The organism is Lactivibrio alcoholicus (genome assembly GCF_055390895.1).
In genome coordinates, this window is record NZ_AP042471.1 from 1,695,578 (window position 1) to 1,714,613 (window position 19,036).

The 19,036-nt window shown below is 61.7% G+C and carries 13 protein-coding genes; 6 read left to right on the plus strand and 7 right to left on the minus strand.

The window, feature by feature from the left end:
• Positions 1 to 11: 11 nt before the first annotated feature.
• On the plus strand, positions 12 to 2,189 hold the full coding sequence (locus tag ACZ5IU_RS07830) for a PAS domain-containing protein (protein ID WP_464421644.1): 2,178 nt from the start codon (positions 12 to 14) through the stop codon (positions 2,187 to 2,189).
• A 51-nt stretch (positions 2,190 to 2,240) separates the two neighbouring features.
• Here the strand turns inward: ACZ5IU_RS07830 and ACZ5IU_RS07835 are convergent, their stop codons facing one another.
• The 3 genes from ACZ5IU_RS07835 to ACZ5IU_RS07845 form a co-directional block, all read right to left on the minus strand.
• On the minus strand, positions 2,241 to 4,100 hold the full coding sequence (locus ACZ5IU_RS07835; protein WP_464421646.1) for an EAL domain-containing protein: 1,860 nt from the start codon (positions 4,098 to 4,100) through the stop codon (positions 2,241 to 2,243).
• A 76-nt stretch (positions 4,101 to 4,176) separates the two neighbouring features.
• Complete coding sequence (locus ACZ5IU_RS07840; protein ID WP_464421648.1) at positions 4,177 to 7,269, minus strand: ATP-binding cassette domain-containing protein; 3,093 nt, start codon at positions 7,267 to 7,269, stop codon at positions 4,177 to 4,179.
• 55 nt (positions 7,270 to 7,324) lie between these two features.
• The gene (locus ACZ5IU_RS07845; protein WP_464421650.1) at positions 7,325 to 8,140 is read right to left on the minus strand and encodes a hypothetical protein; all 816 of its coding nucleotides are present in this window, start codon (positions 8,138 to 8,140) and stop codon (positions 7,325 to 7,327) included.
• Between the two features lie 240 nt (positions 8,141 to 8,380).
• Between ACZ5IU_RS07845 and ACZ5IU_RS07850 the strand changes: the two genes are divergently transcribed.
• On the plus strand, positions 8,381 to 8,500 hold the full coding sequence (locus ACZ5IU_RS07850; RefSeq protein ID WP_464421652.1) for a hypothetical protein: 120 nt from the start codon (positions 8,381 to 8,383) through the stop codon (positions 8,498 to 8,500).
• A 44-nt stretch (positions 8,501 to 8,544) separates the two neighbouring features.
• Here ACZ5IU_RS07850 and dhaK read toward each other — a convergent pair whose 3' ends face one another.
• On the minus strand, positions 8,545 to 9,540 hold the full coding sequence (gene dhaK, locus ACZ5IU_RS07855; RefSeq protein ID WP_464421654.1) for a dihydroxyacetone kinase subunit DhaK: 996 nt from the start codon (positions 9,538 to 9,540) through the stop codon (positions 8,545 to 8,547).
• 56 nt (positions 9,541 to 9,596) lie between these two features.
• On the minus strand, positions 9,597 to 10,430 hold the full coding sequence (locus ACZ5IU_RS07860; protein ID WP_464421656.1) for an SPL family radical SAM protein: 834 nt from the start codon (positions 10,428 to 10,430) through the stop codon (positions 9,597 to 9,599).
• 239 nt (positions 10,431 to 10,669) lie between these two features.
• Between ACZ5IU_RS07860 and ACZ5IU_RS07865 the strand changes: the two genes are divergently transcribed.
• The 3 genes from ACZ5IU_RS07865 (at position 10,670) to ACZ5IU_RS07875 (ending at position 13,103) form a co-directional block, all read left to right on the plus strand.
• Positions 10,670 to 11,218 (plus strand): flavin reductase family protein, encoded by a 549-nt coding sequence (locus tag ACZ5IU_RS07865; RefSeq protein WP_464421658.1) that lies wholly within the window; start codon positions 10,670 to 10,672, stop codon positions 11,216 to 11,218.
• A gap of 259 nt (positions 11,219 to 11,477) precedes the next feature.
• A complete protein-coding gene (locus ACZ5IU_RS07870) occupies positions 11,478 to 12,278 on the plus strand; it encodes an acetoacetate decarboxylase family protein (protein ID WP_464421660.1) in 801 nt (266 codons plus the stop codon).
• Positions 12,279 to 12,296: 18 nt separating this feature from the next.
• Positions 12,297 to 13,103, plus strand: a complete 807-nt coding sequence (locus ACZ5IU_RS07875) for an SDR family NAD(P)-dependent oxidoreductase (protein ID WP_464421662.1) — start codon at positions 12,297 to 12,299, stop codon at positions 13,101 to 13,103.
• A gap of 25 nt (positions 13,104 to 13,128) precedes the next feature.
• On the opposite strand, the gene ACZ5IU_RS07880 is transcribed toward ACZ5IU_RS07875, so the two are convergent.
• Both ACZ5IU_RS07880 and ACZ5IU_RS07885 read right to left on the minus strand, forming a co-directional pair.
• Positions 13,129 to 14,217 carry a C45 family autoproteolytic acyltransferase/hydolase gene (locus ACZ5IU_RS07880; RefSeq protein WP_464421664.1) on the minus strand — a complete coding sequence of 363 codons (1,089 nt, stop codon included), beginning with the start codon at positions 14,215 to 14,217 and terminating at the stop codon, positions 13,129 to 13,131.
• A 35-nt stretch (positions 14,218 to 14,252) separates the two neighbouring features.
• Positions 14,253 to 15,035, minus strand: a complete 783-nt coding sequence (locus tag ACZ5IU_RS07885) for a hypothetical protein (protein ID WP_464421666.1) — start codon at positions 15,033 to 15,035, stop codon at positions 14,253 to 14,255.
• A 299-nt stretch (positions 15,036 to 15,334) separates the two neighbouring features.
• Here ACZ5IU_RS07885 and ACZ5IU_RS07890 point away from each other — a divergent pair, with 299 nt between their 5' ends.
• Positions 15,335 to 19,027 carry a DUF4020 domain-containing protein gene (locus ACZ5IU_RS07890; protein ID WP_464421668.1) on the plus strand — a complete coding sequence of 1,231 codons (3,693 nt, stop codon included), beginning with the start codon at positions 15,335 to 15,337 and terminating at the stop codon, positions 19,025 to 19,027.
• Positions 19,028 to 19,036: the final 9 nt, after the last annotated feature.

Consider the following 19,036-nt stretch of genomic DNA (forward strand, 5'->3'; position numbering starts at 1 on the left):
TGAATATAACGATGATACGACGTCTCCGGGAGATCGTCAACGGGGGGCTTCTTGCCGCTCTCGGGGCATGGTGGTACCATGCGGACGAAACCGGAACGCGACATCCCGTTGTCGGGAGAATCCGCTCCGGGCGAGGCGGTTTTTCCGGATATCCGGGAAGAAAGAGGCGGCGGAGGGGGCGAATTCCGATGACGGGGGATCTGGCCGGGAAGCGGAGCGGTACCGCTGACGACGGTTCGTGCGAAGCGGAAATCTACGTGGAATGCGACGACACTCTGAACCGGATCGCGGAGCTGAGCGGGACGTTCCTCTGGCAGGTCGACGCCGGCGGGACGTATACGTTCGTGAGCCGCGCGGCGGAAGCGCTTCTCGGATACCCTCCCGGGGATCTCGTCGGAAGGGTTCGGCTGTGCGATCTTCACCCGGACGAAGGAAGGGAGGCATTCTGCAGAGTCATATCGGAGGCGTTCGGCCGGGAAGAACCCTTCCGGATGCGGGAGATGCCCGTGAGGGCGCGGAACGGCGCCGTCCGGTGGTTCTCCGTGAGCGCGGTTCCCCTGTTCGACGACGGCGGAAAGCTGTGCGGCTATCGTGGAACGGATACGGACGTTACCGACCGGAAGCGGGCGGAAGTGGTCGAGAGGGTGCAGCGCGCGATCGCCGACGGCATCGTGAGCGCCAGGACGCCGGACGAGGTCGTCGGAATCGCCCGGAGGGAACTCGGCGAACTGATGGATACGCGGAATTTCCTCGTCGCGGAGTACGACGAAGCCGCGAAAACCCTCCGAACCCTGCCGGACCTGAGTCGCGACGAAAAGGAGCTTCCGGCGTGCTGGTCCGGCGAGAGATCGCTGACCGGGATGGTCATCCGGAACGGGCGGGCGATGCGGTTCACGAAGGCGGATATCCGGAGGCTCGCCGACGAAGGGATCATCGACCTCGTCGGAGCGCGCGCCGAGGTGTGGCTCGGCGTTCCGATGCAGAACAACGGCAGCGTCTTCGGCGCCGTCATCCTGCAGAGCTACGGCGATCCGGCGGCGTACGACGATGTCGCCCTCGAGATCCTCCAGGTCGTCGCGAACCAGCTCAGCGTCTATATCGAAAAGATGCGGGCCGAAACCGAGGCGTCCGCGGTGAGGCGGCAGCTGAGGGATATCATCGACTTTCTGCCGGACGCGACGCTGGCCGTCGACAGGGAGAAACGCGTGATCATCTGGAACCGGGCGATGGAGGAGATGACGGGAATCCCGGCTTCTGAGATGCTTGGCCGGGGGGACTACGCCTACACGGTTCCGTTCTACGGCGAAAAGCGGCCGCAGCTCATGGATATGGTGTTCGGATACGAACCCGCGACGGCGGAACTCTACTCGCCGATCATCCGGAACGGCGACGTCTACGAAGGAGAAGCGTTCTGTCCCGCGATGAACGGAGGCAGGGGCGGCTGGATCTACGCGAGGGTCTCACCTTTGCGCGACGCGGAGGGAAAGGTCGTCGGCGCCATCGAGAGCATCCGCGACATTTCCGAACGCAAGCGCTTCGAGCTTCTGATCGCCGCCAAGACGAAAGAACTCGAGCGCCATCAGGAGGTCCTGATCGCGAGCATGGTGATCCTCGCGGAGTATCGCGACCAGGGGACGGGAGACCACGTCCTGCGGACGAAGGAGTATTTCCGGCTGCTCCTCGAGCGTTCGGGGGGCGAGGCGTTTTTCCCCAGCGAGCATATCCCCCTTCTCTGGCAGGCCGCGACGCTTCACGACATCGGGAAGGTCGGGGTCCCGGACATGATCCTCCTCAAGCCCGGAAAGCTGACGCCGCCCGAGTTCGATATCGCCAAGCGACACACGACGATCGGGAGCGACGTGCTCCTCGAGGCGGCGAGGATCCTGGGGGACGCCCCCTTCATCGTCTACGCGCGGCAGATCACGGAATTCCACCACGAGAAGTGGGACGGGTCGGGATACCCGCACGGGCTCAAAGGAGAGGATATCCCGTTCATCGCGAGGGTCATGGCGATCGCCGACGTCTACGACGCGCTCGTAAGCGGACGCCCCTACAAGATCCCGATTCCCCACGAGGAGGCCGTCGCCATTATCGTCGCGGGTGCCGGAGTCCATTTCGACCCGCGTCTCGTCAGGGTTTTCCTCGGGTGCGCCGCCGAGTTCGAGGCGATCGCGCGGGGTTCGACATAACCGGAATCCGACGAGTGACGTACTCGTTGTCGTGCGCCTCGACGGGTTCCCTCAGCGCGGCGTGGAAACGGCTCCGGTTCCCAGCAGGATGGGAGTCGAATGAACCCTGCGTTCGAAGAGATACGTGCTTTTCCCTTCGAGGGCCGTCATCTGCTTGGTGTAGTGCTTCAGGGATGCGGCGACCTGCGCGATGTGCCCCGCGTGCATTCCGGCCTCCAGCTTTTCACTCTCGACCACGGAAAGGGAAAGCGTGGTCAGCCGAACCTGACAGATCTCGCCCTTCCGGTCTCTCGCCTCGAAAAACCCCCGCAAGGCGTCCGTCCTGCTGAAGAGCTCCATCCTGTCCCTGTCGAAGGAAACGCACACGGTTTTCAGGACATCCGCCGGAACCTTTCCCGGAACGACGCAGACGAAATCATCCCCTCCGACGTGCCCCAGACGGGAGCCTTTCGGAAGATCGGCGAGGGCGTCCCTGAGGATTCGTGTCAGCAACATGATCAGCCGGTCGCCGTTCGTGAAGCCGTACGTGTCGTTGTATTCCTTGAACCGGTCCAGGTCCGCGTAGATCAGCGAAAACGGCGTTCCGCCGTCCCTGCTCTCGCGGATCCACGCCTCGATGTGCCGGTTTCCCGGCAGGCCGCTCAGCGGGTTGCAGTTCAGCGCGCGCTCGATCTCGAGTTCTTCCGCGCGCGAAATGATCTGCTTCATCGTGATCGTGCCGGAGTAGTTCCCGTTTTCGTCGACGACGACGACGGGATCGTACAGGTCGTCGTGGCATCGCTCCATTGCCGACTTCGCGAGTCCGCTCACGGGCGTCTGCCGCGGCACCGCGAGAAAATCGCGTTTCGCGGCGCATTCGACCGCCTGCTTCTGGAAGAGCTGGTAGCCGAAGGCACCTCCCATTTTCTGGAAGAATCCCTGACGCGTGATGAGACCGTACGGTTTCGCCCCGTCCAAGACGACGACGTGGTCGGTCGAGGGGGAACGGCGGAAACGGCGCTCCATCTCCTCGCAGTCGATCTCTGCGCACCGCAGGACCGTTCCCCGTTGCGCCAGCGCCATGACGCCCTCTTCACCCTCGCAGACGTCACCCGTCCTGCGGAGGATGTCGTTCCGGATGTCCCGTATCTCCCGCATGACGGATTCTTCAGGAGCTTCGATCTCCCCGGTCGGTCTCGCGAGGCAATACCCCTGCGCGAAGCGGACGCCGAGCTCAAGGACCGTCCTGAGGTCGTCCCAGTCCTCGACGCCCTCGGCGATGACCTTCGCGTTCACCTTCGACGAGAAGGAGCAGAGGAACGCCACGATGTTCTGCTTGTACGGGTCGTGCGTTATTCCACGGATCAGGGACATGTCGATTTTCATGTAGTCGGGAGCGCAGCACGCCAGCGTCTGAAGTCCGGAATTTCCGGCCCCGAGATCGTCGAGCGCGATTTCGAATCCCTGATGCCTGAAGTGGGCGACGGCCTCCGACAACGCGCGGTAATCCGGGACGGAACACTTCTCCGTGATCTCGAAAACCATTTGTCGCTCCGAGAAACCCGCTTCCTTGAGGCGCGCGGCCGAAAACGTCCGCCGGAACCTGGGATCGACGAAAATTTCGGGGCTGACGTTGATGAAGAGGCGCGCATCTTTGTTCCACGCCTTGAACGGACCGCTCGAAAACGCGGCTTTCCGGCACGCCTGTTCGCATTCCCAGAGCATGTCGTTCTCGCGCGCAACGCGAAAGAACGCCTCCGGGGATTCGAGGGGCGGTTTCCCGCGCGACAGGACCTCGTACCCGAACACCGAACCTCCGCGAATATCAACGATTGGCTGAAACACCGGTCTGATCCCTCCGTCGCGAATGAGCATACGGAACTGATCCACGATATCCCGGGGCGTCATGTCGATCATCGAAGTCGTCTGCAATACGATCCCCCCGCCGATGGAACTCTCCTGCGCGCACAGAATACCGGCGTTCCGTAAAGGATGATCCGCCGGAAGGTCACGGAACCGTAAGACGTCGTTTGGCGCGCGTTGGCGATTTTCCGCTGAACGCCAGCGTCAGGAAGCGTGCGGCGCGCTCCGGAACGCGGAGCGACAGGGCTCCGTAGAAGAGCGCCGAGAGGAGCCACAGGGCCCCGACGTCGAACGCGGGGGTCGGAATGTCGCGATCTCCCAGCCGCTTGAAGGGAGCGAAGAGATGGGCCCGTCCGAAGCACGACTCCGGGGGCGTCGCGATCGGCAACACCCTGCTCACGAGCCTCGATCCGGAGATGACGATCCGGTCGTCGAACGTGATTCCCAACAGGCGCTTCTCCGTTTCTTTGTTGAAGTTCATGTCCATGAAGTGGTCGTATCCCGCGTTTCCGAGCCTCTTCCGGACCGTGTCTTCAGTGGCGTTCCGGCGCGCGACGGCCTCGTCCCTCTCGGTTTTCAGAAGGCGTTCGACCCGTTTCAGGTGCGCGAAGACGCGCTGCCGGATCTCCTTCGTATATGCGTCCGGCGTCAGGTCGGATTCGGGGACGCCGTCATCCCGCCATGGGATTCCGGTTTCGCGGGACAGGGCGTCCAGTTCGTTGCGAAGCACGGAGAGGCGATGGGCGATTTCCCCGTCGTCCGGCGTCGTCGAGGGGACGAACGGGTAGCTCGCAAGCCCCCGGAGTTCGGGCAGGTGGACGCCGATGAGGAAGTCCAGCCGCTTGGCGACGGTATCGTCCCCGAAGAGGGGGGCGTTGAACGGGTTCCCGCGATAGTGCTGCACCATGAGGGCTTCGTAGGCCCATCGCGTCGGCATGACGTCGGCGATGATCGGGACATTCCGGTTGCCCGCGCCGGAGGGCAGGAGATCGTCGAACGGAATGACGGCCCCGCCGAGAATGATCTGGGGCGCGAGCAGCACGGGGATCATGATGTGGATCGCCGATGGCGACGGGATCGCGTCCGAGAGGATCAACCCCAGCATTGCGGCGGAGACGGACGTGCTGAAGAGGATGATCCACGTCCAGAGCCCCATAGACGGGACTTCGAGGATGAGATTGCCCAGCGTTGCGTAGAGCCCCGTCTGGAGACCGCACACGAGAAGGAGCCAGAAGGCCTTGGACGCGAGATAGCATCGACGGTCGAGTCCGAGAAGCCGTTCCCGTTCGAGGATTTTGCGGTCTCCGTTGATCTCGTCGGCCGCGAGCGCCATGCCGAGGAAGACCGCGATCACGGCGCTGATGAAGAAATACCCCGGCACGTTGGCGTTGTTTCTGAACACGTACTCCGCGCCCCGGAAGCCCCGGAAGAGAAAGCCCGCCGCCAGTGCCAGAATGAGAGGCTCCAGTGTCGCGGCCATTCGGTAGCCCGTGTTGGCGATCCGGCTCCTGGCCGTCCTGAGGAAAAAGACCGCGAACTGTTCGCGCAGGGAAGGCGCGGCGCGCTTCCCGGCCGGTTCCGCCGGGGCGGGTTTTGCCGAGGCGCTTTCCGCCGGAATCGGCTCCGGCCCGGGAGCTTCCCTTCTTTCCCTCTCCCGAACGTACAGGCGGTTCCACTCCTCCGGCGTCGTCTTCCGTATCCGCGTGGGGAACCCCCGCGCGTCGACCGTCCGTTCCTCGACGATGTCGAAGATCTGCTCGGGGTTCACGTGTCCGCAGCGCGGGCAGGCGAATTCCTCGTTGCCGGCGCGGTACGAGGCCGTCCGGAAATAGACGAGCGCGTCGAGGGGGTTGCCGTCGAAGATGGGACGGCCTCCGGCATCGAGCATCCAGAGTCGGTCGAACATCCTGAACACCTCGCCGGACGGCTGGTGGATGACGGCGATCACGATTTTTCCCCTGGCCGTCTGGGCCTTCAGGAGTGAGACCACGTTCGCGGAGTCCGCGGAGGACAGTCCGCTCGTCGGTTCGTCGACGAGGAGGACGGCCGGCTCCCGGATGAGTTCGAGCGCGATGTTGAGACGTTTCCGCTGCCCGCCGCTTATGGTCTTGTCGAGGGGGCTTCCGACCCGGATTTCTGCGATGTCGAGCTGATTCAGCTCGTCCAGCAGGGCGAGGCACCGGCGGCGCAGCCCGGCGTCGTCGAGGCCCGGAAGGCTGAGGCGGGCGCAGTAATAGAGGTTGTCGAAAACGGTGAGATCCTCGAAAAGCAGATCGTCCTGGGGAACGTACCCCAGGATTCCCGTGTGCGCCATGGAGCCGTCGGTCACGTCGCGGCCGTTCAGCAGGAGCCTTCCGGCCCTGGGACGCAACTTGCCCGTGAGCAGCGAGAGGAGCGTCGTCTTTCCGGAGCCGCTGCCCCCCATGATCGCGACGAGATTGCCCCCGGAGACGGAGAAACTGAAGTCGTGGAGCCCGGCATCGTCGGACCCCGGATACCGGAAGTCGAGCCCCTCGGCTCTGAGAACGGGAATCTCGCCCGCGTCGAGCGCGGCGGAGAATGCCGCGGCGATCTCCGGAAAGTGGATCCGGTCGCCTGAAACGCAGAGGACCGAACCCGGTTTCAGCGCCCGGACGGATCCGGACGGAAGCGGCGCGCCGTCGAGCTGAAGGTCGCTGCACGAACTCCGGAGGAACAGCGGACCGTCCGCGGTACGCAGAATCGCGAACGCGTTCCTGTGAAGGGGGCGGCGCAGAACGCGCGCGCTGCCGGTCGGATTTTCCCCGGGAAGAAGAAAGTTTTCCGAAAGCGCCGCGCCGTCCCATGGAAAAGACGGGGCGGACAGGATGGCATATTCTCCCGCGAACGCGCGTGGAATCTCGAACGCGTCGATAACGCCGTCCCGGACGGCGGACGGCGCGGCCTCTTCTCCGAGCGCCTCGATGTCGGCGAGAACCACGACGACCTGATACTGTCCGTCCCGGGCCAGCGAGGAGCGGAGTCCCGAAGCGACGGATCGCGCCTGTTCCGTCGAGTGGCGCCCCGCGTCGGTGTGGTGAATTTCGAGGACCGTATCGTACAGCGCGAGATACGGGGCGGGTTCCCCGAGACCGAGATGATCGCGGAGATAGGAGGCCGCTCGTTTGCGCGCAAGGGGGAGGACTGCCTCGGGCAGCGTCGCCGCCTGAAGGGCGAAGAGATTCAGAATGCCGTTGAGAACGATTTCGGTGACGGTCATGAATGCGGTTCACGGGGTGCGGTCCGGAGAACGGGCCGCACCCCGTGGCGGAGCGTCAGTTGCAGGCCGCGACGAGAGGATCGCGGACGGCGCCGATGATCTCCAGAATCCGCCCGAGGTCACCCTCCGTCAGTTTCCCGAGTTTCGCGCCGATGATGTCGATAATTGAGGAAATAACCCGCCTCCTGTTGTCCGTATCCAGCAGTTTCGTCAGCTCTCCGTTATCGGAGTAGGCGTCGAGGATCTCTTTCGCCAGCGCGAGCTGCGGAACGTGGACGTTGACGAGCTCGAGATATTCTTTCGTCACGCCCGTCGCGAGTCCGAGGGAGCAGAACAGGTGGAACAGTTCGATCGTACTGCCGTAGAATCCTCCCACGAACATGTTCAGCACGACGGGGTCCGTCTTCGCGGTCTTCAGCATCGCGAGCGTGAAGGCGACCGACTTGTCGACCTTCTCGTCCCTGTTCATCACGACGCTCTCCTGCTTCAGGACGTCGCGCGGGAACGCGATGCGCTCCTCGAGTTTCTTTCCCTCGGCCACGAAGCGTTCGGGGCTCTTTTCGAACAGGAGCGCGTACGTCGCATCCATCGCCATGATTCCCCACAGGACGTGAAGCTGTTCCGGAGTCTTGCACGCGACGACGTTCCTCTCCGGGACGACGAGTCGCTCGTCGTAGACGAGCCCTGCCGTTTTCATCCGGTCGAGCAGGGAGTAGAGCTTCTTCATGTCGTCCGGATCCATCGCTTTGGTGAGTCGCTGATACGCGGCTTCGAGCGTCGCTTCCCTGCCGGAATCCACCGCCCGCGCCATCGGAACCGGCAATACGGTTGCGATGGCGACGACACTCAATACCCATAGCCATTTCCTCATTGGACATTCTCTCCTCTCGAGGCTCTGTTTTCGGACCGTGTATCATAAGGACGGAGGGACGGGTCACCCGCCGCCCGTTTTTTTTCGCTCTGCGCCGGAGAAGTCGGGATATTATGACACAAAGGATATTTGACTTCCAGCTGCCGGCCGCGAGCGGCGGCGACAGGAAACGTCCGGAACACACCCCGCAAGCCGCGCGAGTTTCTGGAATACGTCGTCGCCCATGAGATGGCACACCTCGTGGAGCCAACGCACAACGCCCGGTTCATCGCGCTCATGGATCGGCTCGTGCCCCACTGGAAGACCTTCCGGAACGAACTCAACAGGTTGCCGGTCAGCCACGAGAACTGGTCCCGGTGAACCGACATGGCGTGCGTCGCGACGACGTTTTCCCTGCGACTCCCTTACCGCTGCCGGAACGCGGGCGCGTCCGCGGGGTCGAGAAGCAGCGATTCGAGTTCGTCGTCCAGCCGCAGGAGCGTCACGGACGCCCCCGCCATTTCGAGCGACGTCATGAAGTTCCCGACGTACGTCTTCGCTATGGCGAGCCCCCGACCGCGGCACAGCGCGGCGACCGAACGGTTGAGGATGTACAGCTCCATGAGCGGCGTCCCTCCGAGCCCGTTGACGAGGACGGCGACGCGGTCGCCCCTCCGGAACGGAAGGTCGTCGAACAGGGCGGTGCAGATCCGCTCCGCCAGGGAATCGGCGCTTTCGATTCCCATCCGACGGATGCCGGGCTCCCCGTGGATTCCGAGCCCGAACTCCATCTCGCCGTCGCCGAGGTCGAACCCCGGACGCCCGTTCGCGGGAACGGTGCAGGGCGAGAGCGCGAAGCCCATCGACCGTACGTTGTCGACGACTTTCCGTGCGACCGTTGCGACGGCATCGAGGTCCGCGCCGCGCTCGGCCAGCGCTCCGGCGATCTTGTGGACGAGAATCGTCCCCGCGATGCCGCGCCGCCCCGTCGTGTAGGTGCTGTCCATGACGGCCGCGTCGTCGTTGACGACGACGCTCCGCGTCTTCATTCCGTCCATTTCGGCGAGTTCCGCGGCCATCTCGAAGTTCATGACGTCGCCGGAGTAGTTCGTGACGATCATGAGCGTTCCGGCGTCCGTCCGGATCGCGTCGAGCGCCGCCTTGACCGGGTCCGGGGACGGGGACGTGAAGACCTCGCCCGACACGGCCGCGTCGAGCATTCCCTTCCCGACGTACCCCGCCTGCGCGGGTTCGTGTCCGCTTCCGCCGCCGCTCACGAGCGTCACCTTGCCCGGGCGGATCTCCCTTCTGACGATGACGTTCCATCCATCGAGCCGCCTGAGCGTTTCCGGGTGCGCGCAGGCGACGCCGTCGAGCATGTCGCTCACGATGTCCGGAAGTGCGTTGATGATCTTCTTCAATGTCGAATCCTCCTGTGATTGGATTGAGACGGTCGGGAGACGAAAGGGTGTCGCCCTCACGCGCCGACTCGTCGTAGTCGTTCCGCCACGATTCTCCTGTAGTCCTTCGGGTGCCGAAGGTATTCCTCGAGGGCCTCGGTCGCCTGCGGAAACCGTCGCCGATAGATGTCCTCGAGGCGTCGGACAACGCCGGAGTACGGATTGAGGCGATCCAGCCGGATCGAGGCGATTCCGGCATTGCGAAGCGCCCCGTAGGTCGCCGCGAGGGCCTCTTCCGTATCCGTCAGCCCTGGCAGCAGCGGCGCGATGAAGACCCAGACGGCGACGCCCGAGCCGAGAAGCTCCGCCGCGGCCGCGAGACGTCGCTCCGGCTGAGAGGCGCCGGGTTCGAGGATGTCGGAGACGCTCCGGTCCATCGTCGTGATCGTGAACCCGACCTCGCGCTTAGGGATTCGGAGCAGGATGGGGATGTCTCGCCGAACGAGGTCCGACTTCGTCAGGATGTGGACGTCGAGGAGACGGTATTCCGCGAGGAGTTCGAGGCTCGAAGCCGTGAGGCGGAAGCGCTCCTCGGCCGGCTGGTAGGCGTCCGTCACCGTGCCGATGAGGACGCGCCCCTCCGGATGCTTTCTCCGGCTGTCGAGCTGTTTTGCGAGGACTTCCGGGAAGTTGGCCTTCGCGTCGAGAAATTCGCCCCAGGGTTCGCGGTGGTCCGTGAAACGACACATGAAAGACGCGTAACAGTAGATGCACGCGTGCGTGCAGCCCGTGTAGGGGTTCATGCAATAGTCGAAGCCCGGGATGCCCGTCGGATTCAGGGCGGCCCTGCACGTCGTTTCCCGGAGTACGGCTTCGCCGGTCCCGTAGTGGGTGTTCGTCTCCCGAATCATTTCCGCAAGAACTCCTTTCCGGTGCTTCGAGGCTCACGAGATCGAGAAGAGTATAGTGCACATTCGCACCGGCGTTCGGGGAGTCCCGGAGTCCATGCGGCGGATGAGTCCTTCGGATCCTCCACACTGGTCGTTCCCGATCAACTTTCGCTCCGGCGCGTCCTCGACAATCGCGCCGTCACTTATGATCGCCCTGCGAAGGCTGGGAGAAAACCCACACGAAAGGGGTGCGGAATTTCATGGGCTTTGCGGAGCTGCCGCTTGAAAAGGCGTTCATGCTGTTCGAGCCGGGGCCGGTCATTCTGGTCGCCACGAATGACGGCGGAAGGAAGAACCTGATGACGATCACCTGGCATATGGTGACGGACTTCACCCCGGCGCTGGCGATCACGACGGGGCCGTGGAACCATTCGTTCCGCGCGCTGATGAAGACGAAGGAATGCGTCCTTGCCGTACCGACCGTCGACATCGCGGAAACGGCGATCCGCATCGGCGACTGCTCCGGCGCGAACGTCGACAAGTTCCGGGAGTTCGGACTGACGCCTCTGCCGGCCGCCGACGTGAGCGCGCCGCTCGTCGCCGAATGCCTCGCCTGTCTGGAATGCCGCGTGGCCGATTACGTCGAGGGACCAAGCATCGTCCTTCTGAGGGGCGTACGGGCGTGGATCGACGCCGCCCGGAAGGAACGGCGCACCTTCCACGCCGTCGGCGACGGAACGTTCGTCGTCGACGGCGAAACCATGAATCTGCGCTGTCTGATGGAGGACAAGCTTCCCCCCGGCGTGTGAAACGGCGCTTCCGCCGCATTCGACGGCCCGACCGACTTCCGCCCCGATCGCCTGCCCGAAGACGCCCCTTCCGTCCGCCCGACCGCCGCTATGTTTCGTTGCATCTCATAAAAGACTATAATTAGCATAAAAAACGACACATTGAAGGAAAATATTGCGTCGGCCACAAAATATACAATTCCGGGCGGGCCGCCATCGACGGACCGTGCGGCTTCCCGGCCGGGAGTATCGTTTTCATTCCAAACAGGGGGTGAAGCACGTGAGAGGCAGGTTCGTGTTCCAGGAGGATTTCGTCTACAGCATGCCCGTCCACTTCGGGGGACATCCGTTCTATCCCGTGCGGACGGTGTATGGCGACATGTCCGGCATCAACGTCCGGTTCGAGACCGAGCCGGATGCGTTGCTGCCCCTCATTCCGGAAGCGTTCGAGCTCCGCGGGCCGACCGTGTCCGTCCAGTACGCCAACGCCCGCGACGTCGAGTGGATGGCGGGGGGCGAGTACCGGCTCATACAGATCTCCGCGCCCGTCCGGTACATGGGAAATTCCGAGGGGCTCGAAGGGGAGTACGTCTTCGTCATCTGGGAGAACAAGGCCTGCCCGATCATCGGCGGCCGCGAGGAGGACGGAATGCCCAAGGTCTTCGCCGACATCGCGTCCGAACGGCACATCGGCGACCGCTGGTTCACGTCCGCGAGCTTCGAGAGCTTCGGCTTCCTGGCGCTCGATTTCACGTCGAAGGGCGAGCTGCCCGAACGCGACGTCGCGGTCATGAACGAAAATTCCAAAGTCAACTTCTTCGGCTGGCGCTATCTTCCGAACCTCGGGAAGGGCGGCGCGGCGCTGAGCCACGCGACGCTCTATCCGCAGGAGATGCGGGTGAACCGCGCGTGGACGGGCGAGGGCGCGATCCGGTGGACGAAGCCCTCGTACGAACAGCACCCGCTGCAGTGGAGAATCATCGGAACGCTGGCGGACCTTCCGGTCGTCCGGAGCCTCGGCGCGTCGATGTTCCGGGGCGTTGCGCGGCTCAACGTCGGCGATTCGAGAATGTTGCCGTAGGGAAGGAGGACGAGGATCGTGGGCGGATATTACGAGGACACAGTGGCGGTGGTGACGGGGGCGGCTTCGGGCATCGGGCTGGGGATAACCGAGCGCCTGCTCTCGAAGGGCGCGAAGGCCGTCTTCATGGGCGACCTGAAGGAGGGCAACCTCCGGAAGGAGTCCGACCGGCTGAACCGCGACTATCCGGGCCGGGTCGTTCCCGTATGCACCGACGTCACGAAGCAGGAGCAGGTCGCCGGACTCGTCGGCAGCGCGAAGGCGTTCGACGGGCATCTCGATTTCGTGTTCAACAACGCGGGGATGGGGATGACGCTTCCGACGGAAAAGATCACGTTCGAGATCTGGCGGTTCATCCTCGACCTGAACGTGATGGGCGTGGTCCACGGGACGTACGCCGCGATTCCGGTCATGCGGGAGCAGGGCTTCGGCCACATCGTCAACACCGGATCGATCACGGGGCGGATCCCCGTCCCGTATCAGGCGGTCTACGCCGCGAGCAAGGCGGCCGTCATCGCCATGACGGAGAGTCTGCACTACGAGCTGGAGCCCGAGGGGCTGCGCTTCAGCGTCTTTTGCCCCGCCAACGTCGTCACGCCGATCTTCGGCGGCCTGACGCCGCCGCCCGACTCCATCAGCGTCGACGAGGCGGTCGCGTACGTTCTCGACGAGGTGGAGAAGAAGGCGCTCCTGATCATCCTGCCGCAGTCCGCGCGCGACTTCGAAGCCCTGTACCGGGAGAAAAGGGACGAATTCGACGTGTTTGCCCGAAAGCTGGCGGCCGAACGCCGGGAGAACTACCGCACCAAGGGAACGTACTTCTAGAGCGATGTCCCCGGGCGGATCGCCCCTATTCGCCGCTTCGGGCGGAAGCGGAATACGCCGAGAACGCGCGCTTGCAGGGGTTTGAATCGCTGAGCCAGATGGTCCGCTCCGTCAGGTTCATGATCATTGAGTAGACCGACGCGAGACGCTTTCCCTCCGGGTCGCGCGGGTCCTCGTGGCGGCAGATCGAATCGGGATGGTTCGCGTGGTCGGAGAGGAGCTCCGCGCAGCGGTCGACGTCGACGCACCCCTCGCTCGCCGAGAGGAGGACGTCGATGCGCCCGAGCCGCTGGAACGTGTCGGGCAGGATCGTCTTCCCGGTGTCCGGGACGCGGCCGACGAGGTTCGGGGCCGTGAAGTGGTTCGTGTGCGCGAGCCACCCGCGTTCCGCGTAGAACACCCAGTAGTCCTCGGGGCACGCCTCGATGTCGATGATCTCTCCTTCGGACGTCCCGACGACGAAATTGGCCGAGCTCGCCCGCTTCGCGAGTGCGACGCTCTGGACCGCGTCGGAGAGCGTCCGGGAGTCCATGATCCCCCGGAGCAGAATGTGGACGGGAACGCCCGGCCCGCCCCTCCCGGTGCTCAGGGCGTTGAAGCAGAGCCCGAGCCCCGCGTCGTTGAGCCCTCTGCCGCCCACCATCCCGGCCTCCGCGATCATCGTGAGCGTGGGCTCCGGCGGCTGTTCGAGCGTCACGACGACGACGGAATCCCGCTGGCGGCGGATCCAGTCCCAGTTCTGGCAGACGTAGGTACTGCCATCGGCGGACGCGACCGGCGAGACGCCGAACGCCGTGCAGCCGTCGACGCACCGGTCGAGGACGATCTCGCTCCGGACGTTCAGGGCGAGGATGTCGCCGAAATCCCGCCCCGAGCCTTCGGCGATCCCTTCCATCTCCCCGACGGCCTTGGGGCAGTAGTCACGGATGAACGGAAGGTAGTCGAGAGCCAGGGCCTTCGCGCTCTCCCACGAGATTTCGCTGAAGGCGGCGAACATGTCCGCGTAGTTCCGGACGCTCGCGTCGATCATGGAGCGGCAGGCGCCGCCGTAGAGCCGTCCGCGTTCTTTCGGGGTTCCCGCAAGTTTCACTTGGGGGTATCGCGTGTTCGTCACCGCAATCACGTCCTTTCGGAATCGCCCCCGGGGCGTCAGAGGCTCCAGTTCAGTCCGATGAAGATCCCGTCGTTGTACGTGTCCATCACGAAGCCGTTCTTTTCGTAGTCCAGATAGAGATACCGGTAGCCCAGTTCGATCGAGAACCGTTTCGAGATCCGCCAGGAAAAGTCCGCCATGGCCTCCCACGTGAAATCCGATCCGACGCCGAACCCGCCCGCGTCGAGCATCCCGATGAAGGACAGCGTGGGCGAGAGCTGTTTTTCGAAGCGGACGCCGACGATCGGGTCGATCCAGCTTTCGTCGTCCTTGTAGCTCTTGAGCGTGACCGACTCGGTCCGGAAGGTCAGTCGGTTCGTGAGGCCCCAGTAGCGGACGCCCGCGAAAGCGTACGCGGCCGCGGAGTCGCTTTCGTAGACGCGCGTCCCCCATGCGGCCTGCATCCGCTTCATGGTGATGTCGACGTCCGCGAACAGGGCCCCCTGTTCCTCGTGCAGCGTGTAGGGCTCCGTGTCCGCCGCGTCGAGATACATCCCGTCGAAGAAGAAATACTGCTTCCCCTTGAACCCTTGGAACGCGAGAAGCCCCGTCTTGTCGGCGTGGCCCAAGACGTCGCTGAAGCTCAGATCGACGTGCGCCTTTCGCCCCATGACGCCGACCGTCCCGACGACGCCGCACGCCCAGACGTAGGGCGTCACGGAAAATCGCCATTCGGACGAATCCGCCTCGTCCGACGCGATCGCCGGCGGAAGTCCCGCGAAAAGCGGCGAAAGGACGAGAAGAAGCGACAACGCACACGCGCGATGGAACAATTTCATGTGAAGGCCTCCCGGTATATTTCTCCGCCGTACGGAACGCGCCGGTTTCCCTGCGTTCCCTTCTGCGGATGCGATACCGGTGATTGTAGCAGCTTTTTGGGTCGGCGCACGGGGGGGGGAAGCGATGCGGGGGCGGCGTCGCGGCGTTTTGCGGGAAGGCAACGGGGGGCGGAATCAGCGAAGCGTGAGAATCCAACGAACTCTTTTTTTCGTCGTCCGGTGCGGAATCGAAATAAGAATTGCTATAATAAACAAATCGAATATTATGCTCCTTTAGATCCTCCGGGGAGGAATTCTTCATGCTGGTGGCGCCGTCCGTCGATCTGCCCGATTCTCTGCTCGAAAGTATGGAAGCGGGAAAACTGGTCGTTTTTGCGGGCGCCGGCGTTTCCATGGGAGCCCCCGCAAATCTGCCGAATTTTCGGGGGCTTGTTGCGGAAATCGGCAAGGAGAAGGGCAGAGAGCTGAAGAAAGGAGAGCAACCGGACTTTTTCCTCGGAGAGCTGGAACGGAACAAGATCGAAATTCACGGCGCGGCGATGTCTCGCCTTGGAGACCCAGCCGTACGGCATACGCCGCTTCACGAAGCGCTTCTCGAGCTCTTTCCGGATGGCGACCACGTTCGCGTCGTCACGACGAACATGGACGATCTCTTCGCGTCGGCATTCCGATCTCTCCACAAGAAGGAGCCGAAGCTCTTTACGGCGCCGGCGCTGCCGCTCGGGAGCGATTTCACCGGTATCGTTCACATTCACGGTTCGGTTCACGACGAACCGCGACGAACCGTATTCACGGACGAGGACTTCGGCCGGGCCTATCTGACGGAGGGATGGGCCCGCCGCTTTCTTCTCGACCTGTTCCGGAGTTACACGGTGCTCTTTGTCGGCTACAGTCACGACGATACGGTGTTGACGTATCTGGTGAGGGGGCTGCCGTCCAGAACAAGTTTTCAAGAAAAGAGTGGTCCGTTGCCGGAACGCTTTTCTTTGGTGCTCGATGTCGATTTGGAGGAAAACGGTCAAAAATGGCGCAGTTTGGATATCGCGGCAATACCCTACCCGACGGGGAGCGGAACAGACCATCATGCGGAACTTCTCCCGGTGATCATAAACACCGGAAAGTACATACATGCGGATTATGTTGATCATCGGAACAGAATCACGGAAATAGCCCGGAAGTGTCCATCACGTGCCGATTCCATGGACTGTGAGTACAGCTATTTGCAGAGGCAGCTTCGGAGAAAAGAAATGGTTCGTTTTTTCACGACTGCGGCCGTCGGAGAATACGCGGGTAAGTGGCTTCCGTGGATTTTGAGGAACGTTGATGCGTTTCGGGTGCTTTTCGATGGAAATGCAAGGAATACCTCAGGGGCCGGTGAAATTTTTGCAGAGTGGTATGCCGAACAGGTGGTGTTCTCGCCCGGAAAAGCGCTTGCCGTTTTTCAGGAGATGAAGGGAGAAGTGTCTCCCTGTCTTTGGAATGGAGTAGCGCGGGCTATGTGGAGAGATCGAAGAGATGCAAATAGCGGACTTTCTCCAGTTCTTTTCAGACGATTGTGTAATATTCTAGTGGCGACTATTTCATCGGGATGTTGCCTCGAACTGCTGTGTTACCTTACAAGTTCTTGTCGTTTCCCGGGAGATGCGGAGGCATTTCTTCTGCTTTTCGATCATTGCTGTAAGGTGCGTCTCGTTTTCGAACCGAGGAGTTTCGTTATGGATCCGGAATTTTCTGGGGAAGATGATTTTTTCGCCGGCAGTAATGTAGTGAACCCAAAGCCTGCGGCTCCAAGTCAACTTGAATTCATTCTCAAGGAACTTCGAAAGAAATTCCTTCCAGAGGATAGCGAGGAAGCATTACGACTTCACTGGGAACGCCTTGTTCGTATTTTGCAATCACATCTTGAAGATATGCAACGACAATTAGCTTCCTTCGACGATAACGTTTCTTTGGAAATTTCTTGCAGTAGAGAATCAATAGAGGAGTGCGAGGAAAATAATTTCTATCGACACGAATATCTTTCGCTGCTGACGGATGCGCTACGGGATGTCGCGCTTGGAATAGTTCGTCATATTCCGGAACGCACGAAGGTATTGGTCGAAAATCTGTTTCGGTCCGATGCAATCATTCTGAGGAAAATGGCGCTCTTTGTCCTCACCAAGTGGGAAGGGCGGACTCCAGACGAAAAGGTTCGCTGGTTTCTCGATCGTTTCAAGGTCTTCGAGCGCGAGAGTCGCCACGAGATCTATCACTTTCTGGCGTCGGCGTATCCGCAGCTGGCCCCCGCTCTGCGACGGGAGCTGGTCGAGAGGATCGAAAACGAAGAAGGTGCGGGCATCGATGCGCGCCTTTCGCTTCTCTATTGGCTCCGGGAGGCTGACTCGCCATGTCCGGTCATCAATGAAGCATGTGAAAGGTTGTCGAAAAAAGCCCCGTCATTTCGTCCGCGACCGCATCCTGACTTTCTCAAGTGGGTGAGAACCACGGGAGATGATGAACATCTCACGTCCGATGCCCTTGATTCGCTTTTTGCGTTGCCGCCCGAGAAAATTGTCGAGGAGTTTGTGCGACTGCCCGATCTTCCGGACGAGCGCGGTTGGATCTGGAATCCATATTTGAGCAAGGTTGCCGATATCGCTGCAAGCAATCTCGAATGGGCGTTAGCCCTTCTGGATTGCACCGGAGATTTTCCGAGGCTCGCAAGCGCCGTTTTTTACGGTCTGGAACGAGCTGCTATCTCCTCCGATCAGTGGATGCGGCTGTTTGAACTTATGACTGGATGTGCAGAAAACACAGAGACTGCCAACGCAACTTCGATTCTTCTTGAAAAAGCATCTAAAACGCCTGACCTTTCTCATGACTTGCTTTCGAAGATCGTTCCGTTAGCCGAAACGACGCTACGGACACTATGTCGTGTAGATACAGAAGCGACGGCCTCTACGGTTTCGGGCGATTGGAGCGCGGAAGCATCCGGCAGCGGCGGCGGTAGCCTTACGGAGGCCGTCGTTGCGGTTATCCGGAGGCAAAGCGAATCGTGGAAAAAGAAACCGCTTGACGAACCTCCTGACGATTTCCGCACTTTTTTTGAGGAAGTGCTTTTCGGAAAATCGGAAGCGGCCAAGATGGGACGAATCATCCTCTTTCAAAACCTCGATCTCTGGAACGATCTCTTCCCTGAGTGGATGAAGCGGAATCTATTTCCTCGTTTGCGTTTGAGGAAGGGCGTAAAGAAATCCCTAAGCGTGACACAGGCATGGCACGGGGTGCTGTCACCTACAGTGAGGAATACGGAAGTCATGCAAAAGATGCAAGCCCTCTTTGTGAGTCTGTTCCCCGATATGGACTCGGTTCTGGGGGAACGGAAGAGACGCTTCTGCAAATTTGTCGCTTGGGGATCCCTGTATGTTCCGTTCAAAAAAACACTTGCGGATTGGACGGCTCCGTTTATTCTCAACGCCGGACAGGAAGATCGGCAGGATTTTGCACGGTGTTTCTTTTCCGAACTGCATAAATTGGTTCCCTGCGACGAAAAACGTTCCGCCTTTCTGACGCGAGTCTGGAATGGTTGGTTGAAAGACTACGTCAGACGACGCTTTGGCGGAACGCTGAAGCCGCTGGAAACGGTGGAGCGGGCGATAATGCTCGGATGGCTGCCGTGCCTCGAGCCGGTCTTCGGCGAGGCCGTCTCTTTGGTGTGTTGGAATACGGAAATAACGCCGGATGAGAGCGCACAAGGCGACATAACCCATATCTGGATGCTGCTGGACAATGAAACGTTGCAGCTTCCGGAGCGATTTCCCGAAAGTACCCTTCGGCTGACTTTGTGCGGGCTGAAGTGTCTCGATGGATGCTGGGATTCCCATCAAATCGACGCGATACTCCTGCGGATCCCAAAAGAGGGCGTAAAGGATGAAAAGCTCTTGAGATCCGTCGAAAACGAACTTGCTCGTCTCGGGCTTTCGTACCCCGAGACGCCGAAGGAAAAAGAATAATTTCCGAAA

Excerpts from the sequence above, each read along its gene's own strand:
- ACZ5IU_RS07845 (WP_464421650.1), bottom strand. The coding sequence starts at position 8,140 with ATGAGGAAATGGCTATGGGTATTGAGTGTCGTCGCCATCGCAACCGTA.
- ACZ5IU_RS07885 (WP_464421666.1), bottom strand. The coding sequence starts at position 15,035 with ATGAAATTGTTCCATCGCGCGTGTGCGTTGTCGCTTCTTCTCGTCCTT.
- ACZ5IU_RS07865 (WP_464421658.1), top strand. The coding sequence starts at position 10,670 with ATGGGCTTTGCGGAGCTGCCGCTTGAAAAGGCGTTCATGCTGTTCGAG.
- ACZ5IU_RS07830 (WP_464421644.1), top strand. The coding sequence starts at position 12 with ATGATACGACGTCTCCGGGAGATCGTCAACGGGGGGCTTCTTGCCGCT.
- ACZ5IU_RS07840 (WP_464421648.1), bottom strand. The coding sequence starts at position 7,269 with ATGACCGTCACCGAAATCGTTCTCAACGGCATTCTGAATCTCTTCGCC.
- ACZ5IU_RS07890 (WP_464421668.1), top strand. The coding sequence starts at position 15,335 with ATGCTGGTGGCGCCGTCCGTCGATCTGCCCGATTCTCTGCTCGAAAGT.
- ACZ5IU_RS07860 (WP_464421656.1), bottom strand. The coding sequence starts at position 10,430 with ATGATTCGGGAGACGAACACCCACTACGGGACCGGCGAAGCCGTACTC.